A 19,003-nucleotide genomic window follows, 5' to 3' on the forward strand; every position below is an offset into this window, starting at 1 on the left:
CCTGATACCCCGCGGCGCTCCTGGCTTCATCGCGAGCAAGCTCGCTCCTACAGGTTGTGCATAGGAAGTGGGAACGGCAAGGAGGCATTCGGGAGTCGTTCCCCCGAAAGAACGCGGTTATCTCGTCATGATCTTCCAACAATAAGAGTCCATCATGAACACTAACGCCAAGTCCGCCCCGAGCGTGTCCAGCCTCGACGAAAAATCCGTCGTCGAGGGGCATTCGATCGACTTCATCCCCGAGAACGAGCGCACCGACAAACTGTCGAGCCAAGGCCCGTTCTGGTTCCTCGGCAACTTCACCTTCTTCACCATGACCATCGGCTTCGTCGGCCCGAGCGTCGGCCTGACCGCGCTCTGGACCACCCTGGCCGGCACGCTGGGCATCATGTTCGGCACGCTGTTCATGGCGTTTCACGGTTCGCAAGGCCCGCACCTGGGCCTGCCGCAGATGATCCAGTCCCGTGCGCAGTTCGGTTATCGCGGGGTGATCCTGGTGCTGCTGGCGACGCTGTTCGTGTTCGCCGGTTTCAACATCGTCAACCTGGTGCTGATGATGCAGGGGTTGCACACGCTGTTCGGTTTCAGCCCTGCGGTGATCGCGGTGGCAGTGACCATCCCGGCGGCGGTGCTGGCGATTCTCGGCCATGACTGGATGCACCGCAGCTTCAAATGGGCACTGTTCCTGTCGTTGCCGCTGTATGGCCTGGTGACCATGGCGGTGCTGATGGGGTGGGTGCCGGATGCGGTGCTGCCGGCACTCGCGGAAGGCGAAGTGGCCCGGGAGCCACTGGGTTTTAACTGGACCGGTTTCATCGCGCAGTTTGCGGCGGCCGCCAGCTACAACATCGCCTATGCGCCTTATGTGTCGGACTACTCGCGCTACCTGCCGAAGAACACGTCCAGCGGCAAGCTGATTGCGGTGGTGTTCCTCGGGGCTTCGCTGTCCGGTGCTTGGATGATTTCCGTGGGTGGCTGGCTGGCCGATCACCTGCATACCACTGACGTGCTGGTGGCCCTGGGGCAAGTCGGCAACACCGTGTCGCCACTGATGGGCACGGCGGTGGTGGTGGTCACCATCCTGGCGTTCCTGCCGGTGATCGCGATGAACATCTACAGCGCCAAGCTGACCACGCTGACCTGCGTCGACTCGATCAAGCACATCGAACCCACCCGCAAGGCACGCATCCTGGCCATCGGCTTCGTGATCCTGCTGCAACTGGGCGTGGCCCTGAGCATCCAGAGCTCGGGCAAAGGCCTGTCGGTGCTGGGGATTTACCTGGTGGTGATGCTGTACTTCCTGGTGCCCTGGACCTCGGTCAACCTCACCGATTACTTCTTCGTGCGTAAGGGCCGCTACGCCATCCCGCATTTCTTCATGCCCCACGGCAACATTTATGGCAGCTGGGGACTGCGTGGGATCGCCGCTTATGCCATCGGTTTTATCTCGATGATTCCGTTCTTCTACATCTTCGACGGCGTTGAACAGCGCGAGGTGTATGTCGGCCCGCTCGCCAAGGCACTGGGCAGCATCGACATCGCCTGGCTGGTCGGATTGATCGTCTCGGGCCTGGCCTACTACTGGCTGAGCCGCTCGATCGACCTCAAGCGCGAAGAAGCGGTGATCCAGCAGATCGAAAAAACCTCCCCGCAATACACCACCGGCGACACGCTGATCCACAAACAGCAGCCACTGCCGGTATTCACTGAATCGACGGTCGGGAGATGACCATGGCTACGCAAAAATACGACTACATCATCATTGGCGCAGGCTCGGCAGGTTGTGTGTTGGCCAACCGCCTGAGCGAAGACCCGGCCACCTCGGTGCTGGTTCTGGAGTTCGGCGGCAGCGACAAGAGCGTAGTGATCCAGATGCCCAGTGCCTTCTCGATCCCGATGAACACCAAGAAGTACAACTGGCGCTACGAGACCGAGCCGGAGACTTTCCTCAACGGTCGGCGCATTCACTGCCCACGGGGCAAGGTGTTGGGCGGTTCGTCTTCGATCAACGGCCTGGTGTATATCCGCGGCCATGCGCTGGATTTCGACGAGTGGGAATCCCTGGGTGCCGAAGGCTGGGGCTATCGCAACTGCCTGCCGTACTTCAAGCGTGCCGAGAGCTACGAGTCGGGCGGCGACAGCTATCGCGGGCAGACCGGACCGCTGCACACCACCAACGGCAACCACATGAAAAACCCGCTGTACGGCGCCTGGGTCGAAGCCGGCGCGGAGGCGGGCTACATCAAGACCGAAGACTGCAACGGCTACATGCAAGAGGGTTTCGGCGCCATGCACATGACCGTGAAAAACGGCGTGCGCTGCTCCACGGCCAATGCCTACCTGCGTCCGGCCATGGGCCGTCCGAACCTGACGGTGATCACTCACGCGATGACCCGCCAGGTCATCCTCGAAGGCAAGCGTGCGGTGGGGGTCATGTATGACCACGGCGGCCAGACCCACCAGGTGCTTTGCAACCGCGAAGTGCTGATCTCGTCCGGGCCGATCGGCTCGCCGCACCTGCTGCAACGCTCCGGCATCGGCCCGGCGGACGTCCTGCGCAAAGCCGGGATCGGCGTGCGCCATGACCTGCCGGGGGTAGGGGAGAACCTGCAGGATCACGCCGAGGTGTACATCCAGTTCGGCTGTAAGGAACCGGTGACCCTCAACAGCAAGATGGACCCGCTGAGCAAGCTGATGATCGGTCTGCGCTGGCTGCTGTTCAAGGACGGCCTGGGCGCCACCAACCACTTCGAGGCCGGTGGCTTCATCCGCTCCGAGAAAGGCCTGCGCTGGCCGGACATCCAGTTCCACTTTCTGCCGGCAGCGATGCGCTACGACGGCAACAAGCCGATCAAGGGCCATGGCTTCATGGTGCTGACCGGGCCGAACAAACCGAAAAGCCGTGGTTACGTGCGGGTGCGCTCGGCCGACCCGTACGAGCATCCGGAGATTCGCTTCAACTATCTGGAGCGGGAAGAGGACCGCGAAGGTTTCCGTCGCTGCATCCGCCTGACCCGCGAGATCATCGGCCAGAAAGCCATGGACCGCTTCCGCGACGGCGAAATCGCCCCGGGCGCGCAGGTGACCAGCGACGAAGACCTCGACGCCTTTGTGCGCGACAACCTGGAAAGCACCTACCATCCTTGCGGTTCATGCCGCATGGGCGAGGACGACATGGCGGTGGTCGACTCCGAATTGCGCGTGCGTGGCATCGCCGGTCTGCGGGTGATCGATTCGTCGGTGTTCCCGACCGAGCCGAACGGCAACCTCAATGCGCCAACCATCATGCTGGCTGAGCGGGCGTCCGACCTGGTGCGTGGCGCGCAGATGCTGCCGGCGTCGGATGTGCCGGTGGGGCTGGTGGAGGGTTGGGAAAGCAGCCAGCGTACTTCGTTGCCGGGGCGTAATGTGCGGGTCTGACGGCAACCCGCAATCAATGTGCAAACCTAATGTGGGAGCGGGCTTGCTCGCGAAAGCGGTGGATCAGTCACATCCATGTTTAATGTGCTGCCGCCTTCGCGAGCAAGCCCGCTCCCACAGGGGTAATGGTGCTTTCAGGAAAAAAGTGCGTCGTTGTTTCCTGGCCATTGCTAGTCTGTAAATCCTTGAGACCGCAATGGAGCACCCTCATGGCTATTCAGGCCCTGCGCGCCGATGCATCGCATATCGACCAGATCGCCCCTCTGTTTGACGCCTACCGGATGTTCTACGAGCAGCCGTCGAACCTGGCGCAGTCGCGCGCCTTCATCGCCGAGCGCATCGCCCGGGATGAATCGGTGATTTTTCTGGCCCGGGACACCGACGGTGAAAACCTCGGCTTCGTCCAGCTGTTCCCCACTTTTTCCTCGATCGACGCCCATCGCACCTGGCTGCTCGGTGATCTGTTCACCACGCCCGCTGCACGGGGCAAAGGCGTCGGCACCTTGCTGATGAACACCGCCCGGGATTTTGCAAGGCTGGCCGGTGGCAAAGGCATGACCCTGGAAACCGCCACCGACAATGTCACCGCCCAGCGCCTGTATGAATCCCTGGGCTGGGTGCGCGACCCCGGTTACTACACCTACTGCCTGGATCTGAAAAAAGACTGAGTCAGCCAGCCTTTCAGGCAAACACCGGCCGCATGAATGAGCGCTCGTAGCTGAGGATGAATTTCCTCTCTTCGGCGTATTTGAACGCCGCGATGCACGCCGGATCGTTCATCGATTGCTGCCGGTAATGTTCGTAGGCCGCCAGGCTGGGAAAGGTGAACAGCGCCAGGGCGATATTGTTGGCGCCCTCCGAAGGCAAAAAGTAGCCGTGGTGCTGGCCGCCGAACTTCTCCACCAGGGGGATCCACAACTTGCCGTAGTGCTCGAAGGCGTCGAGCTGGTAGGGGTCGAGCACGTATTTCAGGTAGCAGGTCACCATTGTTTCACTCCTTGATCAGGTTTTGAGGGCAGTCGCCACTGTAATCAACAGTGGGCGCCCGGCACAGCCGCTTGTTCGACATTGACCGGTAGGTTTGCGCCAGAGACCTGTACTGGCGCCGTCGCACTATTGGTTCAGTCAATAGTCACCATCAAGCATCGCAAGTTCTGTTTTTTGCGCAAAGGCGGAAAATTGCCGGCATTGAACACGCTGCTCAAGGAACCTGCGCGATGAAAATCTTGACCCGACTGGCTGTGTTTGCCCTGTTGCTGGGCAGTGTTGCGTCTACCGCATCGGCCTTTGCCGAGGACGCACGTACCTGCCACCTACCGCCCATCACCGGAAGCCAGGGCGGCTTGCAATACGGTCAGACGGTCGGGGTGCTCTACAGCGAACACACCGTGGAAAACCTGCAATACCTTGAGCAATACCACTCGGTGGCCGTCAATGGCGCGAAGAACGCACTGGATGCGCGAATTCGCCAGGCTTTCGTCGACAGCTCCGATCCGCAACTGGCCATCGACTGGCTGCTGAGTTCGTTGCACAAGAGCTTTCTGTCGGTGACGGTCTACGACAACCTCGATGCCCTGGTGCAGGCCCATCCCGATGTCGTGGTGATGCTCGATACCCACAACCAGTTGCTGACCCAGCGTAACGACCGGGTCGAGGCGCGTTTCGCCGCACGGTTCTACGACGCCAGCCTGCAATACATCGGCAAGGCCGAAGGCGCGGTGGAAAAACAACTGCCGTCGGTGTGGGTGCATGACAAGGCCGCGCCCGAGATTGCCGCGCAAATCGAACAGCAACGCGACCTGCAACTGACTGCATTGAAGCAATTCGATGCGTCGTTGAAGGCGCTGGTATCCGCCGGATTAACCGCAGCAACCCATTAACCAGCCAATTCACCATAGATTGCTTTTCAGGACCTGATTCATGCGCACTTTTTTTGCCCCGACCCTGGCCTTCGCCTCGCTGTTGCTGGCCGGTTGTGCCACACCGAACAATCCGACGCTGACCTTGCAGACCAGCAAGTCGCCCGAGGCGTACACCCATTGCGTGGTGCCGAAGTTGCAGCACGATGCACTGGCGCCCACGGTGTCGCAGACCCAGCGCAGCTACCGGATCGTCGTGTCGAGCAAAGTGGCGGCGGACAACGTGCTTGAAACCTACAAGGCCTCGAACGGCGGCAAGGTGTTCCTGTACGAGCGCAAGCTGCTGGCGTCGACCTTCGTACCGTCCAGTTTCGAGCGTGCGGCGCAGGAATGCCTGTAAGCGCCATTTCAGGCAAAAAAAAGCCGCCGGGAGAGGCAGCAGAAAGTTAAAGCACGCATTGGATGACTGGAGTATGGCGTTCGGTGCATGACAATTCGATGACAGCTTGATGGACATTCATCAGGATGCCAGTAATCCCGCTGCGAGTGATTAACTGTGGCGAGGGGGCTTGCCCCCGTTCGGCTGCGCAGCAGTCGTAAATCCCTACAGCGCGGTATGCCTGAAAAACCGCGATGGATGATTTTGGGGTCGCTGCGCAACCCAACGGGGCGGTGCGGCGATCCGACAAGCCCCCTCGCCACAGGTCCTGTGTTGGGTCAGTAAACCTCGGGCACGATGATTTCCTGCGGCACAGGCCCCCGCGAATAGTCTTTCTGGCGCTCGCGCTGCGGCAATTCGATCACCGGCAACTCGACCTCTTCATAAGGCATCTGGCTGAGCAGGTGATGGATGCAATTGAGCCGGGCCTTCTTCTTCGCTGGAAATACCACTGCGTGCGTTCGCGGTCATTGGGGGCGGGCAGGGCGGCCACCCGGCAGACCCGGGGGTTGAGTCGCTGGGTGATGCCCGCTGGTGTCACATGGGTGTCATCGACGCCATGGCAAGATCCTCGCAATCCGTCTTGAGTGCCCGACGGCCGTCAGTCCGCCGGCAGTTGAATGTGCAAGGAACCCCGTATGAAAGACGCCCCGCTGTTTGCCGCCATCGACCTGGGTTCCAATGCGTTTCGCCTGATGATTGGTCAGTCGGTGAGACGAAACCAGCAGATGGTCATTCAGGAAGTGAAGACCCTGCGCGAACCGGTGCGTCTGGCCGAAGGCCTGCAGGGCGGGGCGCTCGATGAGCTGGCGCTGGACCGTGGCTGGCAGGCGCTGGCGCGGTTCGGCAAGAAGTTGCGCGGTTTCGAGGCCGGACGCGTGCGGGCGGTGGCCACCAGTGCCGTGCGCGAGGCGGACAACGCGCCGTTGTTCCTGGCCAGTGCCGAGCGTCACCTGGGCTTTCGCATCGACGTCATTTCCGGTCACGAAGAGGCGCAACTGGTCTACGCCGGCGTCGCCCACACCTTGCCGGCGCAAACCACGCGGCTGGTGGTGGATATCGGCGGTGGCTCCACGGAAATGATCATCGGCCGTGGCGACCAACTTCTGGTTACCGAAAGCATTGCCATCGGCAGCGGCACCTTTGGTGCGCATTACTTCCACGGCGGGCGGATCCTGGCCGAAGCGCTGCTGGAGGCCGAACGCGCGGCCACGGTGCAATTCGAACGCATTGCCCGCCGCTACCGCGCCATGGGCTGGCAGCAGGCGATCGGCTCTTCAGGGACGGCGCGGATGCTGGCCAAGGTGCTCAAGGCCAATGGCCTGAACGATGAGGGGCTAAGCGGCATCACCTACGGCGGCCTGTTGCGCCTGTCGTTGCGCCTGCTGGAAGTCAAACATGTGAAACACCTCAAGCTGGCCGGTCTGCCCACCCACCGCCTGAGCATTCTGCCCGGCGGCCTGGTGGTGATGCTGGCGGCGTTCAAGGTGTTCGGGATCACACATATGATTGCGTCTGAACCGGGATTGCGGCTCGGCGTATTGCATGGATTGATGAACAAACACTGACAACCTGCCAGCCGAGGTAAACCCATGACCGAACCACGTCGCGTGCTGTTCGTCTGCGCCAGAAACGATGTCCGCTCACCCATGGCCGAAGCCTTGCTTCGCCACACCGACCCTGCCGACTTCCTGGCCTTCAGCGCCGGGCTTGAGGCCACCGAGATCGATCCACGTACCTTCGAATCCCTCGAACACATCAATGTCGATGCCAGCGGCTTGCGCAGCAAGTCCCTCGAGGATTTCGAAGGGCAGGCATTCGACTACGTCATCACCCTGTGCGACAAGTCCCGGGAAGTGGCCGCGCGCATGCCGTTTGCCGGTGAAGTGATGGTCTGGAGCTTCGAAGACCCGACCACCAGCGAAAGACATGACCCGTTCCGCCATACCCTCCAGGAAATCGGCGACCGCATCAAAATGTTCATCACCGTGAAAACCCGTCCCGCGCCCCAGGCACCGTCAGTCAGCGATTCCTGAAAAGCCGCGAGCAGCGTCTACCCTCATCGGTCACAACCATCATGATGAGGGTGCAGACAGTGATGAAAACGGACAAGGTTGAATCAAACGAAGCCTCGGCACTGATCGACGAGCGAATCCGCGAACTGGCCGACTGGCGCGGCGAGACCCTGGCCCGCCTGCGCAAGATCATCCGGCAGGCCGACCCCGAAGTGATCGAAGAGTGGAAGTGGCGCGTGCCGGTGTGGTCCCGTGCCGGCATCCTCTGCACCGGCGAGACCTACAAGCAAGTGGTGAAGCTGACCTTCGCCAAGGGCGCGTCGCTGGACGATCCGTCGAAGCTGTTCAATGCAAGCCTTGAAGGCAATACCCGACGTGCGATTGATATCCGCGAGGGTGAGCAGATCGATGAAAAGGCGCTGACGGCGTTGGTTCAGGCGGCCATTGAGCTCAACAAAAAGTAAGCCATGCACAAGTCCCTGTGGGAGCGGGCTTGCTCGCGAAAGCGATAGTCCAGTCACCTACGATGTTGAATGTGAAGGCCTCTTCGCGAGCAAGCCCGCTCCCACAGGGATTGCGTCCATTTGACCACTTGGGGTATCCCCGGCCTGCATGTTCCAATAGCGAGCCATCGCAGACTGGAAACGCAACATGAAGAAAATCGCCGCCCTGACCCTCGCCCTGGCGCTCAGCGCTGGCCTGTTCGGCACACCCACCCTGGCTGCGGGCGATGTCCAGGCCGGGGAGAAAGTGTACAAGCGCCTCTGCAGCGGCTGCCATCAGATCGGCGAATCGGCTCGCGCCTTCTTCGGCCCGCAGCTCAATGGCGTGATCGGCCGCCACTCCGCCGTCACCACGGACTACGTGTATTCCGACGCGATGAAATCCGCCAACCTGGTCTGGGATCGCGAAACCCTGATCGCCTACCTCGAGGCGCCGAAGAAAGTGGTGCCCGGCACGCGGATGATTTTCTGGGGCCTCAGTGACCCGGAAAAAATCGAAGACCTGTTGGCCTATCTGCAAACGTTTCCGGCGCAGTAATCACTCGCCCAGGTTCTCCACCAGCCATTGAGTGAAGCTGCGCGCCATCGCCGTGTTCTCGCTGTCACGGTGGGTCAGCAGCGCCCAGTTCGGGCCGCGGATGGTTTGTTCCACCATCGGCTGCAACAGCCCGGTGGCCCGCGCCTGCCGACTCAGCAACTGGCTCACCAGCGCAATGCCGAGCCCGGTGCAGGCGGCGTCCAGCAGCAGCCCCGGATCGGAAAAGTTCAGCCCCTGATCCATCTGCCCCACATCAATGCCCGATTCCACCGCCCAGTGGCTCCAGTCCATTTCCCGCTCGCCATGCAGGGTGGTGCGCTGTTCCGCCGGCACCGCCAACAGGCTCGGGTGGCACGCCGGGTAGAGGCGGTCGGCGTGCAGCACCTTGAAACTGCATTCGGCCTGGGAACTGATGTCGTCGCGCACCGCCAGGTCGATGGTCTGACTGGCCATGTCCGGTACTTCATCGGTGCTGAAGATCCACAAATCGACCTGCGGATGCTGGCGACGGAAATCCCCCAGGCGCGGCAACAACCAGTGCCGGGCAAACGCCGGGGTGGTGTTGAGCACCAGTTGATTGGGTTTCTGGTATTGCCCCAGCCGGCGAATGCCCACCGCCAGTTGCTGCAACAACGCCTGGGTGGTGCTGAGCAGATCGTGACCGGCATCGGTCAGGCTGACGCTGCGCCCACTGCGATAGAACAGCGGTTGTTCCAGGTAGGCCTCAAGGCTGCGGATCTGCTGGCTGATCGCCGACTGGGTGAGGTGCAACTCTTCGGCAGCCTTGTGAAAGCTGCCCAACCGGGCGGCGGCTTCGAAGCCGCGCAGGGTGCTCAGGGGCGGCCAGTGTTTGAGCATATCGATAAGTTCCTCTAATCAGTTGCCTGCAAAATCCATCGTTTGTTAGCCCGTTTTGTCAGCCGTAGCATGCATGCCAAGACCGCCAAGGGCGTTTTCATTGAACACAATGACTTAACTCAGAGGTACTTGTCATGCAGCAGAACGGTATTCAAAACAGCGGTTGGACGATGCCGGCCGAATGGGTCACCCACGCCGCCACCTGGATGGTCTGGCCGCACAACAAGACCCTGTGGGAGTCGGGCTGGCGGGTGACGCTGCCCCAGGTTCAAGAGGACTTCGCCCGGGTGGCCAACGCCATCGCCCGTTTCGAGCCGGTGAAACTGGTGGTCGATCCTTCAGCGGTCGCCAGCGCCAAAGCCTTGTGCGGGCCGAACATCGAGTTGATCGAACTGGCGGTCAACGACAGCTGGTGCCGCGACTCCGGCCCGAGCTTCGTCTGCCACCCGCAGCAAGGCCTGGCCGGTGTGAGCTGGCGCTTCAATGCGTGGGGCGGCAAGTCGGCCCACGAACTGGACGAAAGCCTGGCCCGCCGCGCGCTCAACCATCTGGGCCTGGAGTGTTTCGGCACGGCGCTGAGCAACGAGGGTGGCGCCATTCATGTGGACGGCGAGGGCACGCTGATCACCACCGAGTCGGTGCTGCTCAACCCTAACCGCAACCCGGGCGTGACCAAGGCCGAGATCGAAGAGATCTTCACCCGCCTGCTGGGCGTGAAGAAAACCATCTGGCTGCCGGGCGATCCGGACTACGTGACCGGTGACATGACCGACGGCCACGTCGATGGCGTGTGCGCCTTTGCCCGTCCTGGCGTGTTGCTGGTGGACGCGACTCACGACCAACAATCGGTGTACGCCGACGTCGCCCGGGAGAACCGTCGCGCCCTTGAACTGGCCACCGACGCCCAGGGCCGCAAATTCGAGCTGATCGAACTCTATGAAGCCACCGATGCGGTGGACACCGAGGCCGAAGTGTTCTGCGCTTCCTACACCAATTTCTACATCGCCAACGGCGCGATCATCATGCCGGCCTACGGCATCGATGCCGACAAGGTCGCTGCCGAAGTGCTGGCGCAGGCGTTCCCCGGTCGCGAAGTGGTGCCGGTGCGGATCAACCATCTGGCCCATGGCGGCGGCGGTGTGCACTGCATCACCCAGCAACAGCCGGCCTGGCCGGTGCGGGGTTGATGCCATGACACTGTTGACCATCGCCACCACGCAAATGCCCTGCACCTGGGACCTGAAACACAACCTCGACCAGGCCGAGCAATTGGTCCGCGAGGCCGCGGCCAAGGGCGCGCAGGTCATCCTGTTGCAGGAGCTGTTCGCCACGCCGTACTTCTGCATCGAGCAACACCACAAGCACTTGGCCCTGGCCGAGGAGTATCGCGACAGCCACGTGCTCAAGCGCTTTGCCGCATTGGCCAAAGAGTTGGGCGTGGTGCTGCCGCTGAGCTGGTACGAGAAGGCCGGCAATGCCTACTTCAATTCGTTGAGCGTGGCCGACGCCGACGGACGCCTATTGGGCGTGTATCGAAAGACCCACATCCCCAACGCCATCGGCTATCAGGAGAAGGAATACTTCAGCCCCGGCGACAGCGGGTTCCGGGTCTGGGACACCGCGTTCGGGCGCATCGGCCTGGGCATCTGCTGGGACCAGTGGTTCCCCGAAACCGCCCGCTGCCTGGCCTTGATGGGCGCCGAAGTGCTGTTGTTCCCGACCGCCATCGGCTCCGAACCTGGCTGTGCCACGCTCGATTCCCGCGATCACTGGCAGATGACCATGCGCGGCCACGCCGCCGCCAACCTGCTGCCGGTGGTGGCGGCCAACCGTGTCGGCCGGGAAGCGGCGACCACCGACCCGACCCTGCAAATGAGCTTCTACGGTTCGTCGTTCATCTGCAATCACAAGGGCAAGTTGCTCGCCGAAGCCGACCGCGACAGCACCGGCGTGCTGGTCCACACCCTGGACCTGGCGGCCATGCGCGAAGACCGCCTGACCTGGGGCATCTACCGCGACCGCCGTCCGGACATGTACGGCGCCTTGCTGACCCAGGACGGTCGCCAGATCCACTCACGCTGGGCAACCCAAGGGGTGTGACATGAACACGATCAACACGCTGTGCCTGGCCATGGGGCTTGCGCTGACCTGTGCGATGCCTGCGTTGCACGCCGAGGAGAAAACCCTGCGGCTGTACAACTGGGCCGATTATTTTGCCGAGGACACCCTGAGCCAGTTCACCGCCGAAACCGGGATCAAGGTGATCTACGACGTCATGGACGGCAGTGAAACCCTGGAAGCCAGGATGCTCGCCGGCGGCAGCGGTTACGACCTGATCTTCCCCGGTGACACCGTGGCCGAACGCCTGGTGCGCGCCGGCAGCCTGCAACCGCTGGATCACTCCAGAATTACCGCCTTGAACGACGTCGAGCCGGGGTTGCAGAAGCTGCGCTCGCACTATGAGCATTCGAGCAACGCCACGGTCCCCTACACCTGGGGCACCATCGGCCTGACCTACAACGCCGAACAGATCGCCCAGCGTGCGCCGGACGCACCGGTCAACAGCCTGGACATGCTGTTCAAGCCGGAGTTGGCGGCGAAGTTTGCCGACTGCGGCATCTCGATGATCGACTCGCCGGACGAAGTGCTGGCGGTGGTGCTCAACTACCTCGGCCGCGACCCGCGCAGCGGCAAACCGGCGGATCTGGCGGCGGCCAGTGAGTTGCTGATGAGGGTGCGGCCGTACGTGCGCAAATTCCAGTCGCAACCGGTGACCGATCTGGTCAATGGCAACCTGTGCATGTCCCTGGGCTACAGCGGCGACATGACCCAGGCGCAGCGCACGGCCGACAGCGCCGGCAAGAAAACCACCTTCCACTACCGCATTCCCCGCGAAGGCACCACGGTGTGGATGGACACCATGGCCATTCCCGTCGACGCCCGGCACCCGGAATACGCCTACGCTTTCATCAACTTCGTGATGCGCCCGCAAAACATGGCGGCCATCAGCAACTTCACCGGCTACCCGACCTCCAACGCCAAGGCGCGGCCGGACGTCGATGCCGCGATGCGCAACAACCCGGACATCTACCTCGATGAAGCCACCTACGCGCGGCTGATTCCCGGCAAGGACATCTCCCAGGCCGACATGCGGGCACGCATGCGCACCTGGACCAAGTTCAAGACCGCTACGGTCAATTGATCACCGGTCGGCCCGCGGGCCGGCCAAACCCCGGATTTCAGGAAAACACATGCCGACACGTCGAACATTCATCAAGCAGGTATCGGTCATCGCCGGACTGGGCGCGGTGGCGTCCATGGGATTGGGCTTGGGGGCCATGCCGGTGCGCGCGGCCGGCAAAGGCAACGGGTACATGCCCGATGAAGGTGAAAAACACCAGCGGGCCTTCATCGCCTTCGGCGCACAGGCCGCGATCTGGGAGGACTTCACGCCCCACGTGCAAGACGCCCTTGGCCGGATCGCCCGCAGCATCGCCGAATACGAGCCGGTCACGGTGTTCTGTCGCCAAAGCGAACGGCGCCTGGCCGAAGCCAAATGCGGCAGCCACAACACCACCTTCGTGATCACCGAACTGGACGACATCTGGATGCGCGATATCGGCGCCAATTTTGTCGTCGATGACAACGGCAACCTCGGCGCCGTGGACTTCAACTTCAACGGTTGGGGCAACAAACAGCAGCATGAGGACGATGCGCAATTGGCCGCCCAGGTCGCGCAAAACGCCAAGGCGGATTACCAGCGCAGCGAACTGGTGGGCGAGGGCGGTGGCATCGAAGTGGACGGCCACGGCACCGGGATCATGACCGAAAGCAGCTGGATCAACCGCAATCGCAACCCCGACTGGAGCAAGGCCGAGGTCGAAGCGGAGCTGAAGGAACGCCTGGGCCTGCGCAAAATCATCTGGCTGCCGGGCATCAAGGGCAAGGACATCACCGACGCCCACGTCGACTTCTATGCGCGCTTCGTCAAGCCCGGGGTGGTGATCGCCAACCTCGACAATTACCCCGAGTCCTACGACTACAAGGTCACTCGCGCCCATCTGCAGATCCTGGAAAACGCCACGGATGCCGATGGCCGCAAATTGCAGGTGCATACCGTTTCGCCACCGCTCAACCCGCGCAACAGCCGGTTCAGCAAGGACAACCCGGACTTCGCCGCCGGCTACATCAACTACTTCGTGATCAACGGCGCGATCATTGCGCCGCAATTCGGCGACAAGCAAGCGGATGCCAAGGCCTTCGACCTGCTGTCCGAACTCTACCCTGACCGTGAAGTGGTGCAGCTCGACATCGACGCGATCTCCGCCGGTGGTGGCGGCATACACTGCGTGACCAGTCATCAGCCGATGGTGTGAAGCCTTCAGGTTGTACACAAAACCTGTGGGAGCGGGCTTGCTCGCGAAAGCGGAGTGTCAGTCAACATCTCTATCGACTGGTTCACCGCCTTCGCGAGCAAGCCCGCTCCCACAGGGGTATTTGTTGAATCAGATAAATCAGGCCTTGCTTGCCTTCAGATAAGCCCCCAACCGCCGCCCCATTTCCTCGCCCAGCGCCTGCAAGCCACTCAGCGGCCGCACCATCACCTCAAACTCGACAATCCTGCCCTGTTCGTTGAAGCGGATCATGTCGATGCCCTTGAGCTCTTTCTCGCCGACCCTGGCACTGAATTCGAGAATCACGTTCAAGCCATCCGCCGTCGCCAGCTCGCGGTGATAGGCAAAATCCTCGAACACGTTCATGACCGTGTTGAGGATCATCGACACCACTGGCGCCCCCGGATACGGCGTGTGCGCCATCGGCGAACGGAACACCGCTTGCGGATCGAGCAGTTCGGGCAAGCCACTCAAGTCGCGGTTGCCGAGCATCGCGTGCCACTGCTTCAGGGACGCTGTGACATTGGGGTTCAGGTTCAGCTCAGACATCTTCAACTCCTGTTTTTATTGTTGTGGTGCGAAAGCGTTGATCGATAACCCTGGCGGCATCGTCGGCCCATTGCAGGTAGAGCATCGGCCCCGGATGAAAACCATCGCTGGCCATCAAGCCCGGTTCGGGTGCCAGCGGGGTGGTCAGCAGCGTGCATTGATCCACGCCGGCGGCCAGATCCGCAAGCCGTGCGTTGAAGCGACGCGCCCTGAACCCCAGAAACCAGCGCAGCGGCTGCGGCAGGGCGGGGAACAAATGCATCGGTGGAAGCGGCGACACCACAATCTGCCTCACCGCGAACCTGTCGCACAACAGCGCCATCAATCGCTGTTGCCGAGCGAGCCACTGATCCAGGGTGAGCGAGCTGGTGACATCGTTGACGCCAATCGACAACAGCGCCACATCAAACGGCTCGGGGGCGTGCTGTTCGAGCAGCTCCAGCAACCCTTGCGAATCCAGACCGGTGCGCGCCCAGAGCTTCCACGACACCTGATAATCCTCGACCAGGCGCTCCACCAGCCGACCGCTGAGCGCCTCGCCTTGAGTCGCCGCCCCCACACCCGCCGCGGCGCTGTCGCCGACAATCAACAAGCGCAGAACGTCGCCGCTGCCGGCCACGCCCTGGCGTTCACCTTCGGCCTCCGGCAGCCTGGGCGTCACCCGTCGCGTGTACAGGCCCTGCATCAGCAGCAACGGGCCGAGCAGGATTTTGGCGAGGGTTTCCGTATGGCTCATGGGCAGGCGCCTGATTGAAGAGAGAGATCAGCCGGCGAACTCGTCATCGAAAATATGCTCGATAGGCAGCGCAAATGCCCGGGCAATCTGGAACGCCAAGGGCAGGCTGGGATCATAGCGGCCATTTTCGATAGCATTGATGGTCTGCCGTGAAACATTCAACAACGCCGCCAGATCGACCTGCGACCACTTGCGTTCGGCACGCAGTTCCTTGAGACGGTTTTTCATTGGTAACGCCGCTTGGCCAGTCTGAGCCCGACCATCCACATCAGGCCCATCACGGGCCACACACAGACCCAGGACACGTGTGGAAAGCCGACATTCTCCAGAAAGCCGTAGGTGAAGGTCAGAAGCGCCGAAGCGGCAAAGGCAAAACCGAGCGCTTCGTACTGGATACGCAAGTGCATTTCGTCCAGCGTGCGCATGTTGCGCACCACTGCCCAACACATCAGCCCCGCAGGAATCACCGGCAACAGCGTGATGATGATCTTCAGCGCCATGGCCATTTCCTGCTGATCCTTGAGCAGGATGACCGACAGGATCAGCAATACCGAGTACAGCGCCGTCGCGGCACCCATTTCCATGTAATAGCGTTTCATTGTTTCTTCCTGGTGTAAAAGACCCTTTACATGATCGGCGGGTTTTTCAGCGGTGTAAAGGGTGTTTTACATTTGGCGTGCGGGTTTTCCATTGGTGCAGATCGCGTAAGGCCTGTTGTTCAAACCGTAATGCAAAACCCTGTAGGAGCGAGCTTGCTCGCGAAGGACTCAAGAGCACCGCAATCAGTCAGTCAACCCGCGTTATCGTTAACGCCCATCGCGAGCAAGCTCGCTCCTACAGTAGGCAATGTCATCGACCTACGATGCACAGCTCCCCGGTCGCACGAATCATCGCCTGGCCATGCAGGTAATCCTTGATCAGCGCCGAGCGTTCGGTGGCCAGCCATTGCGGGCAGTTCGGGTCTTTGCGGTAGGGCAGGAACGCGGCGTACTGATTGAGCAGCAGGTTCTGCAGTTTGTCGAGTTTGGGCCGGATGTCGTTGTTGAGGTCCGGTCGTGGCGTGTCCGGTGCCTTGTGCGCTGCTTGCCATTGTGCGAGCCGGCCGTATTGCACCAGTTTGCTGGCTTCGATCTGGGCAGCGATCAGGTCGGCGACTTCGTCGGGGTCAAGCTTGCGCTGATCCGCCTGCTTGCGCGCGTTGGCGATGACTTGCGCTTCCCGGACATTGTCCTGGACCGGTTTGCCGCTGTCCCACTTGGTCAGCGCCACCAGCTCACTGATGTTCAAGCGCTCGTTCATCGTCGCCAGCAAGGGTTGCAGGGCATCGGGTGCCGGGGGCGTCGTGCCGGCCTGGGCAACGCCCGCGAACAAACCGAGCAGGGTGCAGGCCAGCCAGTGCGAAAGGCGTGGGGAACGGGGCATGGACGGAATCTCCTTGGACGCAAAAATCACTCCGGCTTGTGTATCACAAGTGCGGCCAGGGAACGACAGGTTGCGAATGATTCAGGCCAGTAACCGCTCAATCTGCGCCAGTTCCCAGGTGCTGAGCAAACTCACCGGGTCGGTGCCGAAGCGCTGCCCGTTGTCGAACACATACTCGCGGCCATCGGGGCATAGGCTGTGCAGGCAGTGGCGCAAGTGGCCGGCGTCGACGTCGAGCAACAGGCGCCAGCCGTCGATGTCGACCCGAACATGACTGGACTGGCAAGCGTCGTCGACTCGCTGGAGCGTGCGAATACCCTGGGCGGCATCGCGCAACGGCTGGTAAACCTCGCGGGCGGTGAGGGCGGGCACAGGTGTCTCCGGGATGAAATCGGGGGAGGCACAGGATAAATCATCAGCGTGCATAAAAGCCCGGACCCTGTAGGAGCGAGCTTGCTCGCGATGGACTCAAGAGCGCCGCGTTTAGCCAGTAAACCCGCGTTATCGTTAACGACCATCGCGAGCAAGCTCGCTCCTACAGTGATTCGGCTATCAGCTTCCGGCTTGTTTGTTCAACGCCGCTTCCGCCGCGGCGATTTCAGCCTGGCGCTTGACGATCATGTCGCCCACCGGTGGCCCCTGGAAGCGCCGGGCTTCAAATCCGAACCAGACGATGGCGGTCAGCACCAGGAAGCCGATGGTGATGTACAGCGCCCAATCGTTCGGTGGCTGGATGCCGATGACGAAAATGATGATCATCGACAGGATCGAGAGGATGGCGAACACCGAGTACCAGAATCGCCCCATGTTCCACGGCCCCATGGTCGGCCACTTCGACGTCCCGTAGGTAAACAGGCCGAGCACGATGGGGATGGCGAAGGAGAAGAACAGGAAGATCACCGTGCAGGACACCACGATCGTGTAGACCGGCGTTGCCCCGACCGAGATCACCGACGAGCCCCAGTCGAACAGGACGGCAAGGGTGGCACCGGTCCAGATGGCCGCCACCGGGCTGCGAAAGGTCGGCGAGACCGAGGCCAGGGCTTTGGAACAGGGCAGGCCACCGTCCCGGGAGAAGGCGAAGATCATGCGTGAAACCGAGGTGACCGTGGCCAGTCCGCAGAGCACCTGCGAGATGAATATCGCCACGAAAAGCACCAGTTTCAAGGTCGGGTTGACCTGGGTGTTCATGGCCCAGAAAAACACGTTCCAGCCCTGTTTGGCAGCCTCGTCCATGTTCGGCAGCATCAGCACGAACGCGCTGAGCATCAGCCAACCGAACAGCAATGACCAGACCACCGACATGACCATGCCGCGGGGCACCGACATGGCCGCGTTGCGGGTTTCCTCGGAGGTATGCGCCGAGGCGTCATAGCCGGTGATGGTGTAGATCGGCAGCAGCAGGCCGAGCATGAAAACCCAGCCGTTGGAGACCTGCGGCCAGACGCTGCCGCCGGCTTCGCCGGAATAGTTGCCGAAGGTCCACAGCCGTGCGAATTCATAGCTGGGTGCCGAGATCAGGCAGACGATGGTCAGCGCCAGCGCCGTGGCGAAGATCAGGTAGCCGGAGAAGTCGGTGAGCTTGGCCGTCAGGCCGATACCCAAGTGGTTGCACAAGGCCTGCAGGCCCGTGAGGATTGCCAGGAAAATCACTCTGACCGTGGTCGTGTCCTCCATGCCCAGTGCCGGTCCGAAGGCACCGAAAAAGAAGTAATAGGTGCCGACGTTGATCGCGCCCAGCACCGTGACCAGCCCCAGCAGGTTGAACCACGCGGTCAGCCAGCCAGTGAAGCGGTTACCGAGGATCGAGCCCCAGTGGTAGAGGCCGCCGGCGGTGGGGTAGGCCGAGGAAATCTGCGCCATGGCCATGGCGAATACCCCGGAGATCAGGCAGCCGATCGGCCAGCCGATCCCGATGGATATGCCACCGGCGCCCGAGGTGCCCTGGGCCAGTGAGTTGATGCCGCCGGAAAGGATGCAGATGATCGAAAAGGAAATGGCGAAGTTGGAGAAAACACCCATTCGTCGTGAGAGTTGCTGGGCGTAGCCCATGCTGTGCAGCACCTTGACGTCATCGTCGTGGGTGTCGGTGCCCGGCTGGCTTGTTGGGTTCATGATATGTGCCCCTTTTCAGGTATTGGACAGGCCGAACTGAGCCGCCGTAGGCTCGACCTTGGTTTTCTGTAGGAGCGAGCTCGCTCGCGATGGACGTCAACGATGACGCGGGGAGCCTGACACCCCGCGTCATCCTCAAGTCCATCGCGAGCAAG

General features: G+C 61.7%; 22 protein-coding genes and 2 pseudogenes. 13 read left to right on the plus strand and 11 right to left on the minus strand.

Annotated features, from left to right (window positions below):
- The first annotated feature begins 154 nt into the window (after positions 1-154).
- From AC3WN7_RS14155 to AC3WN7_RS14165, 3 genes are all read left to right on the plus strand, one after another.
- A complete protein-coding gene (locus tag AC3WN7_RS14155) occupies positions 155-1,729 on the plus strand; it encodes a purine-cytosine permease family protein (protein ID WP_102673977.1) in 1,575 nt (524 codons plus the stop codon).
- Positions 1,730-1,731: 2 nt separating this feature from the next.
- Positions 1,732-3,420 (plus strand): choline dehydrogenase, encoded by a 1,689-nt coding sequence (gene betA, locus AC3WN7_RS14160; protein WP_102673976.1) that lies wholly within the window; start codon positions 1,732-1,734, stop codon positions 3,418-3,420.
- Positions 3,421-3,629: 209 nt separating this feature from the next.
- Positions 3,630-4,088, plus strand: coding sequence for a GNAT family N-acetyltransferase (locus AC3WN7_RS14165; protein WP_007980669.1), 459 nt, complete (start codon positions 3,630-3,632; stop codon positions 4,086-4,088).
- 13 nt (positions 4,089-4,101) lie between these two features.
- Here the strand turns inward: AC3WN7_RS14165 and AC3WN7_RS14170 are convergent, their stop codons facing one another.
- A complete protein-coding gene (locus AC3WN7_RS14170; protein ID WP_095966458.1) occupies positions 4,102-4,407 on the minus strand; it encodes an NIPSNAP family protein in 306 nt (101 codons plus the stop codon).
- Between the two features lie 230 nt (positions 4,408-4,637).
- On the opposite strand from AC3WN7_RS14170, the gene AC3WN7_RS14175 reads away from it, so the two are divergent.
- Together AC3WN7_RS14175 and AC3WN7_RS14180 are read left to right on the plus strand one after the other, a co-directional pair.
- Positions 4,638-5,300, plus strand: a complete 663-nt coding sequence (locus AC3WN7_RS14175; RefSeq protein WP_102673975.1) for an ATPase — start codon at positions 4,638-4,640, stop codon at positions 5,298-5,300.
- A 40-nt stretch (positions 5,301-5,340) separates the two neighbouring features.
- A complete protein-coding gene (locus AC3WN7_RS14180) occupies positions 5,341-5,679 on the plus strand; it encodes a hypothetical protein (RefSeq protein WP_095966456.1) in 339 nt (112 codons plus the stop codon).
- A gap of 317 nt (positions 5,680-5,996) precedes the next feature.
- Here AC3WN7_RS14180 and AC3WN7_RS14185 read toward each other — a convergent pair.
- Positions 5,997-6,155: pseudogene (locus AC3WN7_RS14185) on the minus strand (polyphosphate kinase 2); the annotation flags it as partial.
- A pseudogene (locus AC3WN7_RS14190) lies at positions 6,155-6,244 on the minus strand (hypothetical protein); the annotation flags it as partial. The pseudogenes AC3WN7_RS14190 and AC3WN7_RS14185, both read right to left, overlap by 1 nt.
- A gap of 112 nt (positions 6,245-6,356) precedes the next feature.
- Between AC3WN7_RS14190 and AC3WN7_RS14195 the strand changes: the two are divergent.
- The 4 genes from AC3WN7_RS14195 (at position 6,357) to AC3WN7_RS14210 (ending at position 8,774) form a co-directional block, all read left to right on the plus strand.
- Positions 6,357-7,286 carry a Ppx/GppA family phosphatase gene (locus AC3WN7_RS14195; protein WP_102673974.1) on the plus strand — a complete coding sequence of 310 codons (930 nt, stop codon included), beginning with the start codon at positions 6,357-6,359 and terminating at the stop codon, positions 7,284-7,286.
- A 24-nt stretch (positions 7,287-7,310) separates the two neighbouring features.
- Positions 7,311-7,754: an arsenate reductase ArsC gene (locus AC3WN7_RS14200; protein WP_102673973.1), complete on the plus strand. Its 444-nt coding sequence runs from the start codon at positions 7,311-7,313 to the stop codon at positions 7,752-7,754.
- 62 nt (positions 7,755-7,816) lie between these two features.
- The gene (locus AC3WN7_RS14205; protein ID WP_102673972.1) at positions 7,817-8,197 is read left to right on the plus strand and encodes a DUF1801 domain-containing protein; all 381 of its coding nucleotides are present in this window, start codon (positions 7,817-7,819) and stop codon (positions 8,195-8,197) included.
- A gap of 187 nt (positions 8,198-8,384) precedes the next feature.
- Positions 8,385-8,774, plus strand: coding sequence for a c-type cytochrome (locus AC3WN7_RS14210; protein WP_102673971.1), 390 nt, complete (start codon positions 8,385-8,387; stop codon positions 8,772-8,774).
- Here AC3WN7_RS14210 and AC3WN7_RS14215 read toward each other — a convergent pair whose 3' ends face one another.
- Complete coding sequence (locus AC3WN7_RS14215) at positions 8,775-9,632, minus strand: LysR substrate-binding domain-containing protein (protein WP_008002864.1); 858 nt, start codon at positions 9,630-9,632, stop codon at positions 8,775-8,777.
- A gap of 134 nt (positions 9,633-9,766) precedes the next feature.
- Between AC3WN7_RS14215 and AC3WN7_RS14220 the strand changes: the two genes are divergently transcribed.
- Genes AC3WN7_RS14220 through AC3WN7_RS14235 form a run of 4 tightly spaced genes read left to right on the plus strand, consistent with a single transcriptional unit; the run spans position 9,767 to position 14,008 of the window.
- A complete protein-coding gene (locus AC3WN7_RS14220; RefSeq protein WP_102673970.1) occupies positions 9,767-10,819 on the plus strand; it encodes an agmatine deiminase family protein in 1,053 nt (350 codons plus the stop codon).
- Between the two features lie 4 nt (positions 10,820-10,823).
- Positions 10,824-11,732, plus strand: coding sequence for an N-carbamoylputrescine amidase (gene aguB / locus AC3WN7_RS14225; protein WP_007980688.1), 909 nt, complete (start codon positions 10,824-10,826; stop codon positions 11,730-11,732).
- Position 11,733: 1 nt separating this feature from the next.
- Positions 11,734-12,834: an extracellular solute-binding protein gene (locus tag AC3WN7_RS14230; protein ID WP_102673969.1), complete on the plus strand. Its 1,101-nt coding sequence runs from the start codon at positions 11,734-11,736 to the stop codon at positions 12,832-12,834.
- Between the two features lie 49 nt (positions 12,835-12,883).
- Positions 12,884-14,008 (plus strand): agmatine deiminase family protein, encoded by a 1,125-nt coding sequence (locus tag AC3WN7_RS14235; RefSeq protein WP_102673968.1) that lies wholly within the window; start codon positions 12,884-12,886, stop codon positions 14,006-14,008.
- 138 nt (positions 14,009-14,146) lie between these two features.
- On the opposite strand, the gene AC3WN7_RS14240 is transcribed toward AC3WN7_RS14235, so the two are convergent.
- The 7 genes from AC3WN7_RS14240 to AC3WN7_RS14270 all read right to left on the minus strand — a co-directional run bounded on the left by AC3WN7_RS14240 (position 14,147) and on the right by AC3WN7_RS14270 (position 18,848).
- Positions 14,147-14,575, minus strand: a complete 429-nt coding sequence (locus AC3WN7_RS14240; protein ID WP_102673966.1) for a nuclear transport factor 2 family protein — start codon at positions 14,573-14,575, stop codon at positions 14,147-14,149.
- The gene (locus AC3WN7_RS14245; RefSeq protein ID WP_095966446.1) at positions 14,568-15,311 is read right to left on the minus strand and encodes an SGNH/GDSL hydrolase family protein; all 744 of its coding nucleotides are present in this window, start codon (positions 15,309-15,311) and stop codon (positions 14,568-14,570) included. The genes AC3WN7_RS14240 and AC3WN7_RS14245 overlap by 8 nt, the downstream gene beginning before the upstream one ends.
- A 27-nt stretch (positions 15,312-15,338) precedes the next feature.
- The gene (locus AC3WN7_RS14250) at positions 15,339-15,539 is read right to left on the minus strand and encodes a helix-turn-helix transcriptional regulator (RefSeq protein ID WP_095966445.1); all 201 of its coding nucleotides are present in this window, start codon (positions 15,537-15,539) and stop codon (positions 15,339-15,341) included.
- Entirely contained in the window at positions 15,536-15,910 is a 375-nt protein-coding gene (locus AC3WN7_RS14255) for a hypothetical protein (protein ID WP_102673965.1), read from the minus strand. Before AC3WN7_RS14255 ends, AC3WN7_RS14250 begins: the two co-directional genes overlap by 4 nt.
- Positions 15,911-16,160: 250 nt before the next feature.
- A complete protein-coding gene (locus tag AC3WN7_RS14260) occupies positions 16,161-16,733 on the minus strand; it encodes a chorismate mutase (RefSeq protein ID WP_102673963.1) in 573 nt (190 codons plus the stop codon).
- Between the two features lie 81 nt (positions 16,734-16,814).
- Positions 16,815-17,105: a DUF7693 family protein gene (locus AC3WN7_RS14265; RefSeq protein ID WP_102673962.1), complete on the minus strand. Its 291-nt coding sequence runs from the start codon at positions 17,103-17,105 to the stop codon at positions 16,815-16,817.
- 180 nt (positions 17,106-17,285) lie between these two features.
- Entirely contained in the window at positions 17,286-18,848 is a 1,563-nt protein-coding gene (locus tag AC3WN7_RS14270) for an amino acid permease (RefSeq protein WP_102673961.1), read from the minus strand.
- Positions 18,849-19,003 lie beyond the last annotated feature (155 nt).

This window comes from Pseudomonas sp. FW305-70 (assembly GCF_058783925.1).